The 18,791-nt window shown below is 69.9% G+C and carries 13 protein-coding genes; 11 read left to right on the forward strand and 2 right to left on the reverse strand.

Annotation, left to right across the window (positions count from 1 at the left end; genetic code table 11):
- Window positions 1-2: 2 nt before the first annotated feature.
- Window positions 3-1,961, reverse strand: a complete 1,959-nt coding sequence (locus ACSJDS_RS18595) for a methyl-accepting chemotaxis protein (protein WP_473034531.1) — start codon at window positions 1,959-1,961, stop codon at window positions 3-5.
- 288 nt (window positions 1,962-2,249) lie between these two features.
- Here ACSJDS_RS18595 and ACSJDS_RS18600 point away from each other — a divergent pair, with 288 nt between their 5' ends.
- The 7 genes from ACSJDS_RS18600 to ACSJDS_RS18630 all read left to right on the forward strand — a co-directional run bounded on the left by ACSJDS_RS18600 (window position 2,250) and on the right by ACSJDS_RS18630 (window position 13,227).
- The gene (locus ACSJDS_RS18600) at window positions 2,250-2,816 is read left to right on the forward strand and encodes an isochorismatase family protein (RefSeq protein WP_473034532.1); all 567 of its coding nucleotides are present in this window, start codon (window positions 2,250-2,252) and stop codon (window positions 2,814-2,816) included.
- Window positions 2,813-4,162, forward strand: coding sequence for a nicotinate phosphoribosyltransferase (locus ACSJDS_RS18605; protein ID WP_473034533.1), 1,350 nt, complete (start codon window positions 2,813-2,815; stop codon window positions 4,160-4,162). Before ACSJDS_RS18600 ends, ACSJDS_RS18605 begins: the two co-directional genes overlap by 4 nt.
- A gap of 107 nt (window positions 4,163-4,269) precedes the next feature.
- A complete protein-coding gene (locus tag ACSJDS_RS18610) occupies window positions 4,270-4,941 on the forward strand; it encodes a hypothetical protein (RefSeq protein ID WP_473034534.1) in 672 nt (223 codons plus the stop codon).
- 1,271 nt (window positions 4,942-6,212) lie between these two features.
- Entirely contained in the window at window positions 6,213-7,241 is a 1,029-nt protein-coding gene (locus ACSJDS_RS18615) for an IS110 family RNA-guided transposase (RefSeq protein ID WP_473033380.1), read from the forward strand.
- 571 nt (window positions 7,242-7,812) lie between these two features.
- Window positions 7,813-8,739, forward strand: a complete 927-nt coding sequence (locus ACSJDS_RS18620) for a LysO family transporter (RefSeq protein ID WP_473034535.1) — start codon at window positions 7,813-7,815, stop codon at window positions 8,737-8,739.
- 127 nt (window positions 8,740-8,866) lie between these two features.
- Window positions 8,867-10,129, forward strand: a complete 1,263-nt coding sequence (locus tag ACSJDS_RS18625; protein ID WP_473034536.1) for an efflux RND transporter periplasmic adaptor subunit — start codon at window positions 8,867-8,869, stop codon at window positions 10,127-10,129.
- Window positions 10,126-13,227 (forward strand): efflux RND transporter permease subunit, encoded by a 3,102-nt coding sequence (locus tag ACSJDS_RS18630; protein WP_473034537.1) that lies wholly within the window; start codon window positions 10,126-10,128, stop codon window positions 13,225-13,227. The genes ACSJDS_RS18625 and ACSJDS_RS18630 overlap by 4 nt, the downstream gene beginning before the upstream one ends.
- A gap of 133 nt (window positions 13,228-13,360) precedes the next feature.
- Here the strand turns inward: ACSJDS_RS18630 and ACSJDS_RS18635 are convergent, their stop codons facing one another.
- Window positions 13,361-13,528, reverse strand: coding sequence for a hypothetical protein (locus ACSJDS_RS18635; RefSeq protein ID WP_473034538.1), 168 nt, complete (start codon window positions 13,526-13,528; stop codon window positions 13,361-13,363).
- Window positions 13,529-13,614: 86 nt separating this feature from the next.
- Here ACSJDS_RS18635 and ACSJDS_RS18640 point away from each other — a divergent pair, with 86 nt between their 5' ends.
- The 4 genes from ACSJDS_RS18640 (at window position 13,615) to betT (ending at window position 18,674) form a co-directional block, all read left to right on the forward strand.
- On the forward strand, window positions 13,615-14,649 hold the full coding sequence (locus tag ACSJDS_RS18640; RefSeq protein WP_473034539.1) for an ATP-binding protein: 1,035 nt from the start codon (window positions 13,615-13,617) through the stop codon (window positions 14,647-14,649).
- A gap of 12 nt (window positions 14,650-14,661) precedes the next feature.
- Complete coding sequence (locus ACSJDS_RS18645; RefSeq protein WP_473034541.1) at window positions 14,662-15,372, forward strand: response regulator; 711 nt, start codon at window positions 14,662-14,664, stop codon at window positions 15,370-15,372.
- 95 nt (window positions 15,373-15,467) lie between these two features.
- A complete protein-coding gene (locus ACSJDS_RS18650; RefSeq protein WP_473034542.1) occupies window positions 15,468-16,130 on the forward strand; it encodes a hypothetical protein in 663 nt (220 codons plus the stop codon).
- Window positions 16,131-16,625: 495 nt separating this feature from the next.
- Entirely contained in the window at window positions 16,626-18,674 is a 2,049-nt protein-coding gene (gene betT / locus ACSJDS_RS18655) for a choline BCCT transporter BetT (protein WP_473034543.1), read from the forward strand.
- The last annotated feature ends 117 nt before the right edge of the window (window positions 18,675-18,791 follow it).

The following is an 18,791-nucleotide window of genomic DNA, read 5'->3' on the forward strand; positions in this document are numbered from 1 at the left end:
GCTCAGCCTGGCTGCGGCAGCAGTCCGTCGACCTGCCGTCCAGCCGCCGCCTCGCCGACCTTGAAGCGCGCGATCAGCTGCGCCATCTCGCCGGCCTGGCCGTCCAGCGAACGGCTGGCCGCCGCCACCTGCTCGACCAGGGCGGCGTTCTCCTGGGTGGTCTGCTCGAGCTGCGATACCGCCTGGTTGATCTGCTCGATGCCCGCCGACTGCTCACTGGTCGCTGCCGACATCTCCGCCACCAGGCCGGCCACCTGGCGCACCTCGCTGGCAATCTCGCTCAGCGCCCCGTGGGTTTCGTTGACCAGACCGTCGCCGGTCTGCACCCGCTTGGCGTTGTCGGCGATCAGCCGGCGGATTCGCTCGGCCTCCTCGGCGCTGCGGCTGGCTAGCTGGCGCACCTCCCCGGCCACCACCGCGAAGCCGCGGCCATGCTCGCCAGCCCGGGCCGCTTCCACCGAAGCGTTGAGCGCCAGCAGGTTGGTCTGGAAGGCGATACCGTCGATCGCCTCGACGATGGCGGTGACCTGGCGGTTGGCCTCGAAGATCGCCTGCATGGCGTCGCGGGCCTCGCCGGCCACCCGGCTGGCCTGCTCCGAACGCTCGGCCACCTGGTCGGTCTTGCCCCGGGCCTCCTGGGCGCTGTCCGCCGACTGACGCACCGTGGCGGTCATCTGCTCCATGCTGGTGGCGGTTTCCACCAGGGAGGAGGACTGCTCCTCGGTGCGACTGGCCAGGTCCTCGTTGCCCTGGGCGATCTCACCGCTGGCCGAGCCCACCCCCTGAGCCCCCTGCTGGATACTGGCGACCAGTGCTTCCATGCTGGCGGTGGCGTCGTTGAAGGCGGCATAGAGTCGGGAGAGCTCGTCGCTGCCCGGCACCGCCAGGCGCTGGGTCAGGTCGCCGCCGCGGGCTTGGATATCGGCCAGGGCCTGGCGCAGCGGCCCCAGGATGCTGCGCACGATCAGTACCGACAGCACGATGGCGACCAGCGCCGAGAGCCCTGACAGCAGGGCGTACAGCAGCAGGGCACCGCGGGCCTGGGCGGCGAGCCCGGCGACCCGCTCGCCGATCTCGGCGGCCATGGCGTCCTCCACCTCCTTGAGCCGCTCGACCTTGCGCGTCTGCATGTCGAACCAGCGCTGGGCGCCGATGCTGTAGCCGCCCTCGATGCCGCGAGTGAGGGCGATCTGGCGCATCATCCCCAGCTGGCTCGCCTCGTCATGGTCCATCGCCGCCTCCAGACGCTCACGCAGCGCCGGGGTGGCCAGGGCATAGAAGCTCTCCTCGAAGGCCGACTCCTCGCCCAGCAGCAGCACGAACTGCCGGTAGACGGCCGACGACATGCCATCCTGGGCGAAGGCCCCGGTCAGCACCGCGCGCTCGATGCCGGCGGTCTCTTTCATTTCCATCAGCGCATAGTAGGCGGCCAGGCGCCGGGACACCGGCCCCTGGTCGGTCAGTGAGGACATCCGCCCCACCGCTGCGACCAGATCGTCGATCAGCATGGTGAGGGTCTCGATCACCTCGTCACGGTCGGCCTGCAGGGCGTCGACTCGGCTCCGCAGGTCGTCCAGCGATGCCAGATGCGACTCGGCGGAGGTGAGACGCTCGGCGACGATCGCGTCCCCTGCCTCCAGGTTCAGCTGCGCCTGGCGCGAGGCGAAGGCCTCGATGTGCCGGTCCACCTTGCGGCGCTGCTCCCCGAGCTGGCCGGCGAAGGTATCGCCACCGCTGCCCAGGTAGCCCACCGACATGCCGCGCTCGACCTGCAGCTCGTGGACGAGGTCGCCCATTTGGGTGGCCAGGGCGGTCATGCGCTCGACCTCGGCCATGTTGCCGACCAGCTGCTGGCGCTCGACGATGCCGGTGCCGGCCAGCCAGGCAATCACCAGCAGGGGCAACGCCAGGGCCAGCGCAAACTTGCGCGACATGGGAATACGATGAAGAAGGTGTTTCATGAGGGTCTTCCTGCCTAACCGGGTGTGATATCCAAGAGTGGCGTGTAAGGCGCGTGGCATGAGCTGTTGTGCTTGTGATGTGATCGCAATGTCGGCATCTCGGGCGCCTGCTTGAGGCCCGCGGCTGATCCGCGTCGGCAAGATTGATCCGCATCAGCTCCTTATTCGATTCCCGATCTTCCGGTCTGCGCGGCTTGACCCATGCGTCACGGCGTGCCTGCCCTACACGAAGGGCGCTTCAGGGGATACGCTGAGGAGTACATACGCCAACCGCCATGGAGGTCACCCATGACACGGCAACTGGATTACGGCCCGCACGATGTCCTGCTGGTGGTCGATATGCAGAACGACTTCTGCGAAGGGGGCGCCCTGGCCGTCGAGGGCGGCAGCGCCCTGGTGCCGGGCATCAACGCCCAGATGGAGGCGGCCCGCCAGGCGGGCGCCCTGGTGGTCGCCTCCCGGGACTGGCATCCCATCGACCATGTGAGCTTCGCGCACCGCGGCGGCCCCTGGCCGGTGCACTGCGTGCAGGACACACCCGGGGCCGCCTACCATCCCGACCTGGCGCTGACCGAGACCACCGTGCGCGTCAGCAAGGCCACCGCCTTCGACGCCGACGCCTACTCCGCCTTCGACGGCACCGGCCTTGGCGGCTACCTGCGCGACCGCGGCATCGAGCGGGTGATCGTCTGCGGCCTGGCCATGGACGTCTGCGTCAAGGCCACCGCCCTGGCGGCTCGCCAGGAGGGCTTCACCACCCTGCTGCTCGCCACGCTGACCGAGCCGGTCACGCCCGAGGGCCGCGAGGACTGCGCCCGGGAACTGGAAGCCGCCGGCATCGAGGTGCTTTCATGAGCGCCCCGATCCCCGTCCAGGTGGCCGACAGCGACCTGATCCTGCTCACCGACCTCTACCAGCTGACCATGGTCCAGGCCTACTGGCGCGAGGCCATGAGCGAGTCGGCCACCTTCAGCCTGTTCTTTCGCAAGCTGCGGCCGGGGCGTCGCTTCATGCTGGCCTGCGGCCAGCAGCATGCCGCCGCCCTGGTCAGCCGGCTGCGCTTCGAGGCGCACCATCTGGAGCAGCTGGCCGGCACCGGCACTTTCGACGACGACTTCCTCGACTGGCTGGCCGGGTTTCGCTTCAGCGGCGATATCTGGACCCTCGCCGAGGGCACCCCGGTGTTCGCCAACGAGCCGCTGATGGAGGTGGATGCGCCGATCGCCGAGGCTCAGCTGCTGGAGAGTTTGATCATGAACCTGGTGCAGCTGGAAACCGTGCTCGCCTCCAAGGCGGTGCGCCTCGTCATGGCGGCCCGGGGGCGCCCGGTGGTCGACTTCGGCCTGCGGCGCATGCACGGGGTAGATGCCGCGGTGCGCGGCGTACGCGCCTATCGCACCGCCGGCCTGGCGGGCACCAGCAACGTGCTCGGTGGCCTGCGCCACGACCTGCCGCTCTCCGGCACCATGGCCCACAGCTATATCCTCGCCCACGACGACGAGCGCGAGGCCCTGCGCGCCTTCGCCCGCACCTACCCGGGCACCACCCTGCTGGTGGACACCCACGACACCCTCGAGGGAGTGCGCAAGGTGATTGAGCTGATGGCGGAAGAGCCGGCACTGGACGTTGCCGCCATCCGGCTCGACTCCGGCGACCTGGGCGAGCTGGCCAAGGGCGCGCGACGGCTGCTCGACGAGGCGGGCCATACGACCCTCAAGATCATCGCCAGCAGCGGGCTCGACGAGCACCAGATTCAGGCGCTGCTCGACGACGGCGCCCCCATCGACGCCTTCGGCGTGGGCACCGAAATGGGCGTGGCGGCCGACGCTCCGGTGATCGACCTCTCCTACAAGCTGGTGGAGTACGCCGGCCGGCCCCGAGTCAAGCACTCCACCGGCAAGGTCAACCTGCCGGGGCGCAAGCAGCTCTATCGGCGCCGCGACGCCCAAGGCCGCCTGGCCGGCGACGTCATCGCCCGCCGCGACGAAAGCCTCGACGCCGGCGAGGCGCTGCTGCTGCCACTGGTGCGCGGTGGCGCCGTGGACCGGGAGACCCTGGCCATGGCCGAAGGCGCCCGGGAGCGGGTAGCCGCCGCCCTGGCCAGCATGCCCGACTCGCTCACCCGGCTCGACCCCGGCGAGGCCGACTACCCGGTGGTCCTGAGCGAGGCCCTCGAGCGCCTGCAGCGCGAGATCGGCTGAAGGAATCGACGGGTAATGTTGCAACAAGGATGCAAGCCCCGGGCACGGGGAACCCACCGCGCCAGCGTGCACTCTGATAGCAGGCCGACTCGACACGGATGACCGCCATGATCGCCCGACACCGCCTGCTCTCGACCCTGCTGCTGGGCGCGCTGCTGACCCTGCCCCTGGCGGCGAAGGCCGCCGCCTCGGCCGCCGCCACCCCCTTCACCGCCAGCTACCGGCTGGAGGTGCGCGGCTGGCCCAACGCCACCATCGACCACCGGCTGAGCCGCGACGGCGCCTCCTGGTACAGCGAAATGCGCGGCGCCATCGCCGTGGCCCGCGGCCAGGAGCGCAGCCGCTTCATGATCAATGAAAACGGCGTGAATGCGCTGCAGTACGCCAGCGGCTACTCGCTGCTCGGCTTCGGCGGCGACTATCGCCTCGCCCCCGGCGACCTGACCGAGCTGCCCGACCGCCAGGCGGCGCTGTTCGAGCTGTCGCGTCGCGCGGTAAGCCAGGACTGCGAATCGAGCTGCGAGCTGCGCTACCTGGACCACCGCGGACGCGAGGAGCGCCTGGCGTTTCGCCCCCTCGCCCGGGAGACGCTGCGCCTGCCCGCCGGGGAGTTCGAGGCGGTCAGGGTCGAGGTGACCGAGCCCGACAGCCCCGAGCGGCGCCTGGAGTTCAGCTTTCACCCCGAGCTGCCCGGCCTGCTGCTGGCGGTGGACTACCACCGGGACGGCCAGCGCCGCAGCCGCCTGTCGCTGACCTCGCTGAACGTGGACACACCCTGACCCCCGGTGTTAAGTGCTGCAAGCTGCAGATCAGCCCGATACCCATCGCAGGTCGCCATGATGATCCGCTTGGTCTTGATACTTCCCTTGCATTAATGGCTCAGATGCAGAATGGCGCCCCTATCCCTCCACCACCGGTTCTACCATCTTGTAGGAGAAGCTTTAGCTCCGGTCCGACGCTTCGGCGACGGGAGGCGACAGCCTCCCGGCGGGGTTGCCTGCGCTGGCGACAACCCCAACGCTGGCGCCTCCGCCAGGGCGCCTATCGGCGCCAGTCGCGACGGGAACCGGCGCTCCTACAGACGAAACTTTCTAATGTAGGAGCATCTTCAGCTCCGGTCCGACGCTTCGGCGACGGGAGGCGACAGCCTCCCGGCGGGGTTGCCTGCGCTGGCGATAACCCCAACGCTGGCGCCTCCGCCAGGGCACCTATCGGCGCCAGTCGCGACGGGAACCGGCGCTCCTACAGACGAAACTTTCTAATGTAGGAGCATCTTCAGCTCCGGTCCGACGCTTCGGCGACGGGAGGCGACAGCCTCCCGGCGGGGTTGCCTGCGCTGGCGATAACCCCAACGCTGGCGCCTCCGCCAGGGCACCTATCGGCGCCAGTCGCGACGGGAACCGGCGCTCCTACAGACGAAACTTTCTAATGTAGGAGCATATTCAGCTCCGGTCCGACGCTTCGGCGACGGGAGGCGACAGCCTCCCGGCGGGGTTGCCTGCGCTGGCGACAACCCCAACGCTGGCGCCTCCGCCAGGGCGCCTATCGGCGCCAGTCGCGATGCGGAGTCGGGGCGCCGAACCGAGCGCTCCTACAGACGCAAGCCTCTGATGTAGGAGCATCTTTAGATCGCGACTGGAGGCGACAGCCTCCCGGCGGGGTTGCCTGCGCTGGCGATAACCCCAACGCTGGCGCCTCCGCCAGGGCACCTATCGGCGCCAGTCGCGATGCGGCGTCGGGGCGCCGAACCGAGCGCTCCTACAGACGCAAGCCTCTGATGTAGGAGCATCTTTAGATCGCGACTGGAGGCGACAGCCTCCCGGCGGGGTTGCCTGCGCTGGCGACAACCCCAACGCTGGCGCCTCCGCCAGGGCGCCTATCGGCGCCAGTCGCGATGCGGCGTCGGGGCGCCGAACCGAGCGCTCCTACAGACGCAAGCCTCTGATGTAGGAAATGGGATGGACCCGTCCCTCCCTGTGCCAAGATGAGTTTGCAACGCCATCTTGGGTGCACGGGGCACCACACGGCATCTCGAAGAGAGGGTCCATCCATGAATCACATTAGCATCGTCGGGATCGATCTCGCCAAGCATGTCTTTCAACTTCACGCCGTCGATTCCAAAGGGCGGCAGGTGTTCAGCAAAACGGTGTCACGCTCGGCATTTCCCACCACGCTAGCCCAACTGCCTCGCTGCGTTGTCGCCATGGAGGCCTGCGGTGGGGCCCATTACTGGGCCAGGGAGATCCAGGCGCTGGGGCATGAGGTCCAGTTGATTCCGCCCCAGTACGTGAAGCCCTTCGTCCTCGGGCACAAGAGCGACGCCCGGGATGCCCGCGCGATTGCCGAGGCAGCGGCCCGGGATGCCACGCCACGGGTGGCGCCCAAGACACTGGAACAGCAAGCGCTGCAGGCGATGCATCGCGTGCGCTCACGGGCCATCACCAGCCGGACGGCGCTGGGTAATGAGCTGCATGGCTTGCTCGCCGAAATGGGGATCATCGTGGCCAAGGGGCACTCGGTGTTTCGCCAGGGGGAGGTCAGGCGCGTGCTCGCCGAGCATCGAGCCCAGCTGGGCGACGACCTCTTCGTGGTACTGGATGATGTCCTGGACCAGTGGCTGGCGCTGGATGCCCGCATCCGTGCCTATGATCAGCGCCTGGCACGGCTGGCCAAGACGACGCCGGTTTGTCAGCGCTTGATGAGCGTGCCCGGCATCGGGCCGGTCAATGCCACCTTGCTGGTCAGCCATATCGGCGATCCGAAACGGTTTGCCAATGGCCGCGCCTTCAGCGCCTCGATTGGCTTGGTGCCCCGCCAGCACTCGAGTGGCGGCAAGGAGCGATTGATGGGCATCTCCAGACGGGGCAACGGCGAGGTGCGTCGACAGCTCGTGCATGGTGCCCGAGCGGCCTTGCGTGCCTTGCAGCGCCAGCAACAGCCGGATCGGTTGGCACGTTGGGCATGCTCCTTGGCCGCGCGACGCGGCGCTGCCAAGGCCACTGTCGCCCTGGCGAACAAGCTCGGCAGAATCTGCTGGGCGGTGATGGCGCGTGACACGCGCTACACAGCCATGCCGTGAAGCACGAAGATGGCATGAAATAACTTAGATTCCCCCGGAGGTTGCGCAGGTACGTACGTAGATGGCAGGACAGGTCAGACCGGCTCTCCGCCACTCTGTGAAGCTGTATGGCCACTCGTGAGGCCGAGTAGGAGATCAGATCGGAGAGCGCGCATCCCATCATGGCCAGGTACCGACGAAGTGCCACTGACAGGCCGGATATAAGCGTGCAGTCTCACCCCCGCCGATACGTGTCGGGCTTGCACAACGGGACGGGTCCATATAAGCATCTTTAGATCGCGACTGGAGGCGACAGCCTCCCGGCGGGGTTGCCTGCGCTGGCGATAACCCCAACGCTGGCGCCTCCGCCAGGGCACCTATCGGCGCCAGTCGCGATGCAGAGCGGCGCTCCAACAGTTCCTGATGGTGCTGGCCTCCTGCAGCTGCCATCGCGATAGCTCGAAATCTTCATCTTCGGATATTCGACTCCTCCCACCCCGACATCGCGGCCATTCCCCCCCAGCAGCGAACTGGCTAAAATGGCGGGTTTTGCGCCGCCCCTTCGGCGGCGCAGCGCGTAGAAGGGACTCTCATGCTGACCGGGCTGGCGATCGTGCTGCTGCCGCTGCTGCTGGGCTATCTGGTGCCGGTGCGCCATGCCGGCCTGCTGGCGCTGATCAACCACGGCGTACACGCCTCGGTGTACGTCATCCTGCTGCTGATGGGGATCGGCCTGGCGGGCCTGGAGGAGCTGACCCGGGAGCTGTCGCGGATGGGCGGCCAGGCCCTGCAGCTCTTCACGGTGATCACCGCCCTCAACCTGGCGGCGCTGTGGTGGCTGTCCCGGCGCCTCGGCCTGCACGGCGGCGACTCGCCGGTGGTGGCCGGCGCTCCGACCACCAAGCTGGCCGCCATGCTCGGCTCGCTGTCGCTGGTGGCGGTAGTGGTCCTCGGCGTGCTGCTCGGCCTGGGGCTCGGCTGGCTGGGCGGCCAGGCGATCTACGACGGCGCCGAGCGGCTCGCCGAGTGGGTGCTTTACGCCCTGCTGGCGCTGATCGGCTGCCAGCTGCGCAACTCCGGCATGCCGCTGCGCCAGATCCTGCTCAATCGCCACGGCCTGGCCATCGCCGCCACCCTGGCGGTGAGCTCGCTGATCGGCGGCCTGCTGGCCGCGCCGCTGCTCGAGCTGCGCTGGAACGAGGGGCTGGCCATGGCCGCCGGCTTTGGCTGGTACTCGCTCTCCGCCATCCTGATCGGCGACCAGCTCGGCCCGGTGCTCGGCGGCGTCGCCTTCTTCAACGACCTGACCCGCGAACTGCTGGCCTTCGTGCTGATTCCGCTGCTGATCCGCCGCCACGCCCCGCTGGCCATCGGCTACGGCGGCGCCACCTCCATGGACTTCACCCTGCCGGTGATTCAGCAGCACGGCGGCGTGGCCTGCGTACCGGTGGCCGTGGTCTCGGGCTTTATCCTCTCGCTGCTGTCGCCGCCGCTGATACTGCTGCTGCTGTCGCTCTGAGCAGCCTGTCGCCGGGCGGGAACGGCGGGGCACCCCGCCTTGCACACTGCTTGCAAGATTCATGACCATTGGCTGCATTCCCAGGGCCGATGCTGGGAGCCTCACGCCTGTCTGCCGCGAGCCGCCCATGTCACCCTCATCGTCGCCTCCCCGGGCCCTGCCGCCCCGCCAGCAGGGCCGCGTCCACCTTGGCTCCCTGGCCGCCCTGCTGGTGCTGGCCGCGGGGCTCGCCGCCGCCTGGTGGCTGCTCACCCAGCCGCCGCGCATCGAGCGGCGACCGCCGACCGCCGCGCCGCCGCCGCTGGTCGAGGTGGTGGTCGCCCAGCACCGCGCGGCCGCCCCGGCGCTGCACGGCTTCGGCCGGGTGGTCGCCGAACGCGAGGCGCGGCTGGCCAGCCGCGTGGGCGGCCAGCTGCTCGACTTCCCCTCCCAGGCGCTGCCCGGCCGGGTGGTCGAAGCCGGCACCCCCCTGGCGCACATCGACGACGCCGACCTGCGGCTCGCCCTGCGCGAGGCCGAGGCCGCCCTGGCCCAGGCCGAAGCCGCCCTGGCCATGGAACGGGGCGAGCAGCAGCGCGCCCAGTCGGAGTATCAGAGCTTCGGACGCGAGCTGCCCGCCGAGCGCCGCGCCCTGGTGCTTCGCGACCCCCAGCGGCGCAGCGCCGAGGCCGAGGTGGAGCGGGCCCGGGCGCTGCGCGACCGCGCCCGGCTCGACCTGCAGCGCGCCACCGTCACCGCCCCCTGGCGCGGCATGATCCAGGCCCGGCTGCTGGGCAGCGGCAGCGAAGTGGCCAGCGGCACCGAGCTCGTGCACCTGGTGGACGTCTCGCGCTTCTGGGTCAGGGTCACCCTGCCCGGCGAGGCCCTCGACTGGCTGCGTGCCGCTAGCGAGGAAGGGCCCGGCAGCGAAGCGGTGCTCAGCAGCCGCGGCTGGCCGGCCGGGCAGCAGCGCCACGGAGAGCTGATCGCCGTGCTGCCCGCGCTGGAGGAGAATGGCCTGCAGGCCCAGCTGCTGGTGGCCGTCGAGGACCCCCTGGCCTTGTCAGACGAGGGCCCGGCCCTGCGCCTGGGCGACCTGGTGCGACTCGACTTCGCCGCCACGCCACGCGACGGGGTCATCGAGCTGCCGGCCCGGGCGCTGCGCCCCGGCGACGAGGTGTGGGTGCTGGACGACGAGGACCGGCTGCGCTACCGCAGCGTCAGCGTGCTGCATCGCGGCGACGCGCAGGTGCTGATCGGCACCGGGCTCGCCGACGACGAGCGGGTGGTGGTCTCCCAGCTCGGCCAGCCGCGCCCCGGCATGGCGCTGCGCCCGCGACCGCCGGCCGACGAGCGCCCGGTCTCAGCTGCCGCTGCCGCTGCCGCCGATACCGCGGAGCCCGAGGCATGATGCGCCGCGGCCCCATCGCCTGGATGGTCCACCACGGCGTGGCCCCCAACCTGCTGATGCTGCTGCTGATCGTCGGTGGGCTAATGGCGTCCAGCGCCATCAAGAAAGAGGTCTTTCCCGACTTCGAGCTGGAGATCATCACCGTCGCCATCGGCTATCCCGGCGCCACCCCAGAGGAGGTCGAACGCAGCCTGCTGCTGCCCCTGGAGGCGGCGCTGGCCGGGGTCGACGGCATCGACGAGATGACCGCCACCGCCAACGAGAGCGCCGGCCGAGTCTCGGTCAGCCTGGTGGAGGGCGTCGAGGTGATGCGCGTCTACCAGGACATTCAGCAGGCGGTGGGCGCCATCACCACCCTCCCGGCGGCCGCCGACCCACCGCGCTTCGGGCTGGCCGGCCGCTCGCGCAGCGTGATGAGCCTGCAGCTGCACGGCTGGGTCGACGAGCACCTGCTGCATGCCGTGGCCGAAGAGCTACGCGCCGAGCTGCAGGCCGGGCCGGGGATCTCCCGCGTCGAGCTCAATGGCCACCGCGAGCGCGAGATCCAGGTGCTGCTCGACGCCGAGGCGATGCAGCGCCACGGCCTGGACCACCGCACCCTGGCCGGGCGCATCGGCGACGAGGCCCAGGACCTGGCCGGCGGCCGCTTGGCCACCGCCGAGGGCGAGTGGCTGATCCGCTACCAGGGGCGACGCGATCAGGCGCGCGAGTTCGCCGAGCTGCCCATCCTCGGCACCCCCGACGGCGGCCAGCTGCGCCTGGGCGATATCGCCCGGATCACGGAGGGCTTCACCGAGACCGACCGCGAGGTGCTGTTCAACGGCACGCCAGCGCTGAGCCTGGAGGTCTACCAGATCGGCGACCAGACCCCGATCGGGGTCTCCGACGCCGTCCACGCCCAGCTCGAGCGGCTGCGCGCCGAGCTCCCCGAGGGGCTGAGCCTCTCGGTCTCCCGCGACACCTCGGAGGTCTACCGCGACCGCCTGGACCTGCTGCTCAAGAACGCCTTCCTGGGCCTGGCCCTGGTGCTGGTGCTGATGGGGCTCTTCCTGGAGGCGCGCCTGGCCTTCTGGGTGACCCTGGGCATCCCCACCGCCTTCCTCGGCGCCCTGCTGTTTCTGCCCTGGCTCGGGGTATCGATCAACATGATGTCGATGTTCGCCTTCCTGATCGCGCTGGGCATCGTGGTCGATGACGCCATCATGGTGGGCGAGAACATCCACAGCTACCGGGAGCAGGGCCACTCGCTGCGCGAGGCGGCGGTGCGCGGCGCCCGGGAGATGGCGGTGCCGATCACCTTCGCCATCCTCTCCAACATCGTCGCCTTCCTGCCGCTGCTGTTCCTGCCCGGCTTTCTGGGCATGATCTTCGCCGTGGTGCCGCTGGTGGTGATCACGGTGTTCCTGGTCTCCTGGCTGGAGGCGCTGTTCATCCTGCCCGCCCACCTGGCCCACGGCGCGGCCCGGCGCCCCACCCCGGCCTGGCAGCGCCCCCTGGAGCGCCTGCGCCGGGGGCTCCAGGGGTGGCTCGCGCATGTCACCCAGCACCGCTTCGCCCCCTTCCTGGAGCGCTGCCTGGACCAGCGGCTGCTCACCGTCAGCCTGGCCATCGCCGTGCTGGCGGTGGCCCTGGCCTGGGCCATGAGCGGGCGGCTGGGCTTCTCGCTGATGCCGCGGGTGGAGTCCGACCAGGTGCAGGCCTCGGTGACCCTGCCGGTGGGCAGCCCCGTCGAGGAGGACCGACGCAACCGCGACCAGCTGCTGGGTGCCGCTGAGGCGCTGGCCGAGCGCGACGACGGGCCGCGCTTCGCCGCCACCCGCGCCCAGCTCGACGGCGACCGCCTGACGGTGCGCCTGACCCTGGAGCGCGACAGTCTCGACGCCTGGCCACCGTCGCGGGTCGCACGGGCCTGGCGAGACCAGGCCGGCGACTTCACCGGCGTGCAGGCGGTGCGCTTCGAGGCCGACGTGGGCGGCCCCGGCGCCGGGGCCGGCCTGACCCTGCGCCTGTCGCATCCCGACAGCGGTGCCCTGGAAGCCGCCGCGAGCCGTCTCGCCGACGAACTGGGCACGCTGGAGGGCATCACCGACATCGACACCGGGCTTGCCGACGGCAAGCCGCAGCTGGAGATTCGCCTCTCCGCCGAGGGCCGCGCCCTGGGGCTGACCGGCGGCGACCTGGCCGGCCAGCTGCGCGGGCCGCTGCAGGGCGTCACCGCCGTCGAGCAGTTCGTCGGCCGCCACGAGATCCGCGTCGAGGTGCGCCTGCCCGGCGAGGCCCGCGACAGCCTCGCCGATCTCTACCAGCTGCCCGTGCGCACCCCCGAGGGCCTCGAGGTTCCGCTGGCCCGGGTCGCCGAGATTCGCCTGGGCCGGGCCGCCGCCACCCTGCAGCGCGTCGACGGCCGACGCCTGATCAGCGTCACCGCCGACGCCGCCTCCGACCAGCGCATCAACCAGGTGCTGGGCACCCTGGAGGCCGATGTCTTCCCCACCCTGCGGGCCGGCTGGCCCGGGCTTGAGATCACGCCCGGCGGACGCCAGCAGGAGACCGCCGACAACGTCTCGACGCTGACCCAGGCCAGCTGGCTGACGCTGCTCGCCCTCTACGCCCTGCTGGCCATCCCCTTTCGCAGCTATCTGCAGCCGCTGCTGGTCCTTGCGGCCATCCCCTTCGGGGTGATCGGCGCCATGATCGGCCACCTGATCATGGGCTACGGCCTCTCGGTGATCAGCCTGATGGGCATGCTGGCGCTCTCCGGGGTGGTGATCAACGACGCCCTGGTGCTGATCGACTACGCCAACCGCCGGCGCCGCGAGGGCTTCGGCGCCCGCGAGGCGATCGTCGCCGCCGCCACCCGGCGGCTGCGGCCGATCATGATGACCACCCTGACCACCTTCCTGGGACTGGCACCGATGATCTTCGAGACCTCCCGCCAGGCCCGCTTCATCATTCCCATGGCCATTTCCCTGGGCTTCGGCATGCTCTTCGCCACCCTCATCCTGCTGGTGCTGGTACCCTGCCTCTATCTGATGATGGAGCGACTGCGCGAGCGCCTCACCGGCCACGGCATCCCGCAACAGGAGTCCGCCCCATGACCTTTCGCCTGCCCCGCCCCGCCATCTCGCGCCTGGGGATCAAGCTGTTCGTGATCATCCTGGTGGTCAACGTGGTGATCGCCGTGCTGGTGTTCATGGCGGTGTCGCGCAGCCTGGATCGCGGTTTCATCGACTACCTGGAGACCACCCAGGCGAGCCGCGCCGAGACCCTGGCCGAGGGGCTCGGCCAGGAGTGGGCGCGCCGTGGCGACTGGCAGTGGCTGCGCGACTCGCCGCCGGCCTGGCAGCGGCTGGTGCGCCAGCAGGTATGGCCCGGTGAGGGGCCGCCGGCCCACGGCATCGAGCGCCGCCTCGGCGACGCCCGCGACTTCGTGCTCCACGACGCCGAGGGGCTGCCGGTGATCGGCCTGCCCCGACGACGAGACCATGGCCGCCGAACTGCACTGGCTGCCCATCGAGCACGCCGGCGAGCGGGTCGGCACCCTGGGCTACCGTCCGCCCCAGCAGCTGATGGCGCGCATGGACCGCATCTTCCTCGCCCGCCAGCAGCGCAACCTGGGCATCATCATTGCCGCCCTGGGGGTCGCCTCGCTGCTGCTGGCCGGCGGGCTCGCCTGGTGGCTGGGCCGACGCACCCGCAGCATGGCGCTGGCCACCCGCCGCCTCACCGAGGGCGACTACAGCATCCGCCTACCCGAGCGCGGTCGCGACGAGCTGGCCCGCCTGGCCCGCGACTTCAACGTGCTGGCCGCCACCCTGGAGGCGAGCCGCGAGGCCCGGGCGCGCTGGGTCTCGGACATCGCCCACGAGCTGCGCACCCCCCTGGCGGTGCTGCATGGCGAGATCGAGGCGATGCAGGACGGCATCCGCCCGCTCAACCAGGACAACCTGCACTCGCTCTCCCAGGAGGTCGGCCAGCTGGAGCGGCTGGTCACCGACCTGCGGCTGCTCTCCCAGAGCGACGCCGGCGCCCTGGAGGTGCAGCTGGCGCCGCTGGACCTGGCGGCCAGCCTGCGTTCGCGCCTCGACGAGGCCCGCGGCTGGCTCGACGACAGCGGTCTGGCGCTTGCCACCGATCTCCCGGGGCCGGCGTGGATCCGCGGCGACGCCCGCCGCCTGCGCCAGCTGTGGACCAACCTGCTCGACAACAGCTGCGCCTACACCACCCCGCCGGGCCGACTGGCGGTGGCCCTGACCCGTGACGGCGAGCGGGTGCGAGTCACCTGGGAAGACAGCGCCCCCGGGGTGCCCGAGACAGCGCTGGGCAAGCTCACCGACCGGCTCTATCGCGTCGAGGGCTCGCGCAGCCGGGCCAGCGGCGGCAGCGGCCTGGGCCTCTCCATCGCCAGCGCCCTGGTCAAGACCCACGGCGGCAGCCTCTCGCCCTCCCCCTCGCCGCTGGGTGGGTTATGCTGGACGCTGACGTTTCCCGCTCTGGATGACGACGGTCGAAGCCGATAAGGAAGGGACCCCATGCACGACACCGACACTCCCCGCGACAGCGTGCTGATCGTCGAGGACGAACCCAAGATCGCGCGGCTGGTGGCCGACTACCTGGAGGGCAGCGGCTTTGCCACCCGCCATATCGACCATGGCGACAGCGTCCTGCCATGGCTCAAGGAGGCCCAAAGCCGCCCGGCGCTGGTGCTCCTCGACCTGATGCTGCCCGGCACCGACGGCCTGACGCTATGCCGCGAGATTCGCCAGCGCTGGCCGGGCATCGCGGTGATCATGCTCACCGCCCGGGTCGAGGAGGTGGACCGCCTGCTGGGCCTGGAGCTGGGCGCCGACGACTATATCTGCAAGCCCTTCAGCCCGCGGGAGGTGGTGGCCCGGGTCAAGGCGGTGCTGCGCCGCAGCCGGGCGGCCCGTGACCCACACCATGACGACCCCCACCGGCTGGTGCTGGACGACGACGGCTGGCGCGCCTTGGCCGAAGGCCAGGACCTGGGACTGACCGCCGTGGAGTTCCAGCTGCTTAAGGTGATGATGCAGGCCCCGGGGCGGATCTTCTCCCGGGATCAGCTGATGGATCACATGTACCGCGATCACCGCATCGTCTCCGAGCGCACCGTGGACAGCCACGTCAAGAAGCTGCGGCGCAAGATCGCCGACGTCTGGCCGGAACGCGAGATCATCCGCTCGGTCTATGGGGTGGGCTACAAGTACCAGCCCGAGGAGTGAGGCCCCTGCACGCGCTTTGCACACTTCCTGCATGGCCGCTGCACGCCGCCCGAGGAGACTGGCACCGTCAACTCACCACGCAAGGAATCGCCATCATGAAAGCATCGCTGTCCCACAAGCTGCTGCTGCCCGCCCTGCTCGCCGTGGCCATCGCGCCGCTGGCGCTGTCCGCCACCGCGGGCGACAAGGACGCCAAGGGCTGGCACGAACAGCGCCAGGCGCAGTTCCAAGCGCATCGCCAGGCGCTCTTCGAGCGCGCCGGCCTCGACGACGAGACCCGCAGCGCCCTGGAAGACGCCCACGCCGAGCACCACGAGGCCATGCGCGAGCTGCACGACCAGCACCGCCAGCGCCTGGACGAGATCCTCGACGACGACCAGCGCGAGGCGCTGAAGGCCGCCAAGCGGGAGATGCGTCAGGAGCAGCGCGGCGCCTACCGTGCCGACCGGCGCGGCAGTCTACAGCAGCGGCTGACCGCCCTGGTCGACTCCTGGGAGCTCTCCGACGAGGAGCGCGAGGCGCTGCGCGAGACCCGCGAGGCCCTCTACGCCGACATGGCCGAACTGCGCGGCCAGAGCTTCGACTCCCGGGACGAGCGCCGCGAGGCGTGGCTGGGGCTGCGCGACACGCACCGCGAGGCGCTGGCCGAGCTGCTCACCGACGAGCAGATCGCGGCGCTGGAAGCCGCCATGCCGAGCCGCGGCTACAAGGGCCAGGGCAAGGCCCCGTACCGTGGCGGCCAGCCGCAAGGCGACTGATCCATCCACGATGTTCCCCGCCTCCCCTGCCCGGCCCGGCCTCTCTGGCCGGGCTTTTTTGGCTCATCGCAGACTGGCGTGAACTTGCCCTGTGGGAGGGACGGTTCGACGCCTCGACTTCAGCTCGCGAAGTAGCGCGCAGCGCTACCCATGGGGCGCCTGCGGCGCCTTCGTCGAAGCGTCGAACCGCCGGCAGAGCCGGCCTCCCACCATAAAACTTGCCAAACATGTTCACGCTAAAGTGCGAAGAACCTTTTTTGGCGCTTCGCCTCTCGCCTCCCTGCCCGCCCCCAAGCATCAGCCATGACCGATATGCCCCCAAGGGTTGAACCTCCGTCGAGACCTGCGTATTTTATTTGAACGTTCATTCAAAAAAGAGTGGCCGTTCGCCCCGGCGTCGAGCGGGCGTGCTTTCGATTGTGCGGAACAATCCACAGCGCGTCGTGACGGCGAGACAGGCAGCGGCCGAGGTTCCACCAACTGGAGTTCGTCTGCATGGCGCATGACACCCCGCTTCCCGAGCGACGCGACCGGCTCAATCCCGTGGTCTTCCACGGCTCCGTGGCCGGCATCCTGGTGTTCCTGGTGATCACCATGACCTTCACCGAACAGGCCGGCGCCTTCTTCGACGCCGGCCTGGCCTGGGTCAGCGAGACCTTCGGCTGGTACTACATGCTGGCGATCGTCGCCTACCTGGTCTTCGTGGTGCTGATTGGCTGCTCGCGCTTCGGCAGCGTACGACTCGGCCCCGACCACTCGCGGCCGGAGTTTTCGCTGCTCTCCTGGGCGGCGATGCTGTTCGCCGCCGGCATCGGCATCGACCTGCTGTTCTTCAGCGTCGCCGAGCCGGTGGCCCACTACCTGGCACCGCCGGACATGCCCCCGGAGAGCCAGGAGGCGATGCGCGCCGCGGTGGTCCAGACCTTCTTGCACTGGGGGCTGTCCGGCTGGGGGCTCTACGTGCTAATGGGCATGGCGCTGGCCTACTTCAGCTACCGCCATCGCCTGCCCCTGGCGATCCGCAGCGCCCTCTACCCGCTGCTGGGCAAGCGCATCTACGGCCCCATCGGCCACGCGGTGGACATCACCGCGGTGATCTCCACGGTGTTCGGCATCGCCACCAGCCTCGGCATCGGGGTGATGCAGCTCAACTACGGGCTCAGCTACATGTTCGACGTGCCCGAGAGCCTCTCGGTGCAGATGATCCTGATCGCCCTGGTGGTGGTGCTGGCGACCATCTCGGTGGTCAGCGGCGTGGAGAAGGGCATCCGCCGCCTCTCCGAATTCAACATGCTGCTGGCGCTGGCCCTGCTGCTGTTCGTGCTCTTCCAGGGCCATACCCTGAAGCTGCTCGACATGGCGGTGAACAACGCCGGCGACTACCTCTCCGGCTTCATCGCCAAGAGCTTCGACACCTACGCCTTCGCCGGCGAGGAGGCCAACGAGTGGAAGATGTGGTGGACCATCTTCTTCTGGGGCTGGTGGATCGCCTGGACACCCTTCGTGGGGCTCTTCCTGGCGCGCATCTCCCGCGGGCGCACCATTCGCGAGTTCGTCGCCGGCGCGCTGGGCATCCCGCTGGCCTTCATGATGGTGTGGATGTCGGTGTTCGGTAACAGCGGCATCGAGCTGGTGGCCAACCAGGGCGTGGTCGAGCTCGGCGAGCAGGCGCTCAGCTCGCCCCAGACCACCATGTACACCCTGCTGGAGCACTACCCCTGGATCGGTCTCACCGCGGGCGTGGTGACGGTGCTCGGCATCGTCTTCTTCATCACCTCGGCGGACTCCGGCGCCCTGGTACTGGCCAACTTCACCTCGATCCTCAGCGACGTGAACCACGACGCCCCGGTGGGCCTGCGTATCTTCTGGTCGGCGGTGATCGGCCTGGTCACCGTGGCGCTGCTGATGGCCGGGGGGCTGGCCGCCCTGCAGAGCGCGGTGGTGATCACCGCCCTGCCCTTCTCGCTGGTGATCTTCGCCATCATGTGGGGCATGTTCAAGGCGCTGAAGCTGGAGGGCAGCAAGGCCGACGCCCGCCGTCAGATCGCCGGAACCGCCCCGGGCGGCGACTGGCGCGAGCGCCTCGACCGGGCCCTGGACACCTCCACCCGCGCCGGCGCGGCGGCCTCCATCGAGCACGCCATTCGCCCGGCACTGGCCCAGTTCGCCCAGGAGCTGGAGAGCCGCGGGCAGAGCGCCACGGTGACCGAGGAGGCCATCGAGGGCGAGCCGCTGCCGCGCCTCACCCTGCAGGTGGACCTCGAGGACGCCGCCAGCTTCGTCTACCAGGTGTGCCCACACCGCATGCGCACGCCGAGCTTCCTGCCGGCGGACGACGACTACTACGTGCGGCTCGACGTCTACCTGGCCGAGGGCGGCCTGGACAAGGACCTCAACGGCTACACCCGCGGTCAGGTGATCGGCGACGTGCTCTGTGAGTACGAACGCCACCTGCACTTCCTGACCCTGGCCGGCCAGGGCGGCAGCGTCCAGGCCATGCCGGGGGCGGTGGGCGAGCTGCCGGACGGCGCCACCCAGGCCTGATCGCTCAGCTCGACCTCGCTAAGGCGGCACCTTCGGGAGCCGCCTTTTTGATTGAAGAGCAATTCCACTCCACACGTCACAGCGGTGCGGTTCACCAAGGCTGCTTATCGGTCGTAC

The sequence above is a fragment of the Halomonas sp. SL18_1 genome (assembly GCF_055755715.1).

Coding starts and splice junctions, on each gene's coding strand:
- ACSJDS_RS18645 (WP_473034541.1), top strand. CDS start 14,662: ATGCACGACACCGACACTCCCCGCGACAGCGTGCTGATCGTCGAGGAC.
- ACSJDS_RS18640 (WP_473034539.1), top strand. CDS start 13,615: ATGGCCGCCGAACTGCACTGGCTGCCCATCGAGCACGCCGGCGAGCGG.
- ACSJDS_RS18620 (WP_473034535.1), top strand. CDS start 7,813: ATGCTGACCGGGCTGGCGATCGTGCTGCTGCCGCTGCTGCTGGGCTAT.
- ACSJDS_RS18650 (WP_473034542.1), top strand. CDS start 15,468: ATGAAAGCATCGCTGTCCCACAAGCTGCTGCTGCCCGCCCTGCTCGCC.
- ACSJDS_RS18625 (WP_473034536.1), top strand. CDS start 8,867: ATGTCACCCTCATCGTCGCCTCCCCGGGCCCTGCCGCCCCGCCAGCAG.
- ACSJDS_RS18605 (WP_473034533.1), top strand. CDS start 2,813: ATGAGCGCCCCGATCCCCGTCCAGGTGGCCGACAGCGACCTGATCCTG.
- ACSJDS_RS18610 (WP_473034534.1), top strand. CDS start 4,270: ATGATCGCCCGACACCGCCTGCTCTCGACCCTGCTGCTGGGCGCGCTG.
- ACSJDS_RS18615 (WP_473033380.1), top strand. CDS start 6,213: ATGAATCACATTAGCATCGTCGGGATCGATCTCGCCAAGCATGTCTTT.
- ACSJDS_RS18635 (WP_473034538.1), bottom strand. CDS start 13,528: ATGCCGTGGGCCGGCGGCCCCTCACCGGGCCATACCTGCTGGCGCACC.
- ACSJDS_RS18600 (WP_473034532.1), top strand. CDS start 2,250: ATGACACGGCAACTGGATTACGGCCCGCACGATGTCCTGCTGGTGGTC.
- ACSJDS_RS18630 (WP_473034537.1), top strand. CDS start 10,126: ATGATGCGCCGCGGCCCCATCGCCTGGATGGTCCACCACGGCGTGGCC.
- betT (WP_473034543.1), top strand. CDS start 16,626: ATGGCGCATGACACCCCGCTTCCCGAGCGACGCGACCGGCTCAATCCC.
- ACSJDS_RS18595 (WP_473034531.1), bottom strand. CDS start 1,961: ATGAAACACCTTCTTCATCGTATTCCCATGTCGCGCAAGTTTGCGCTG.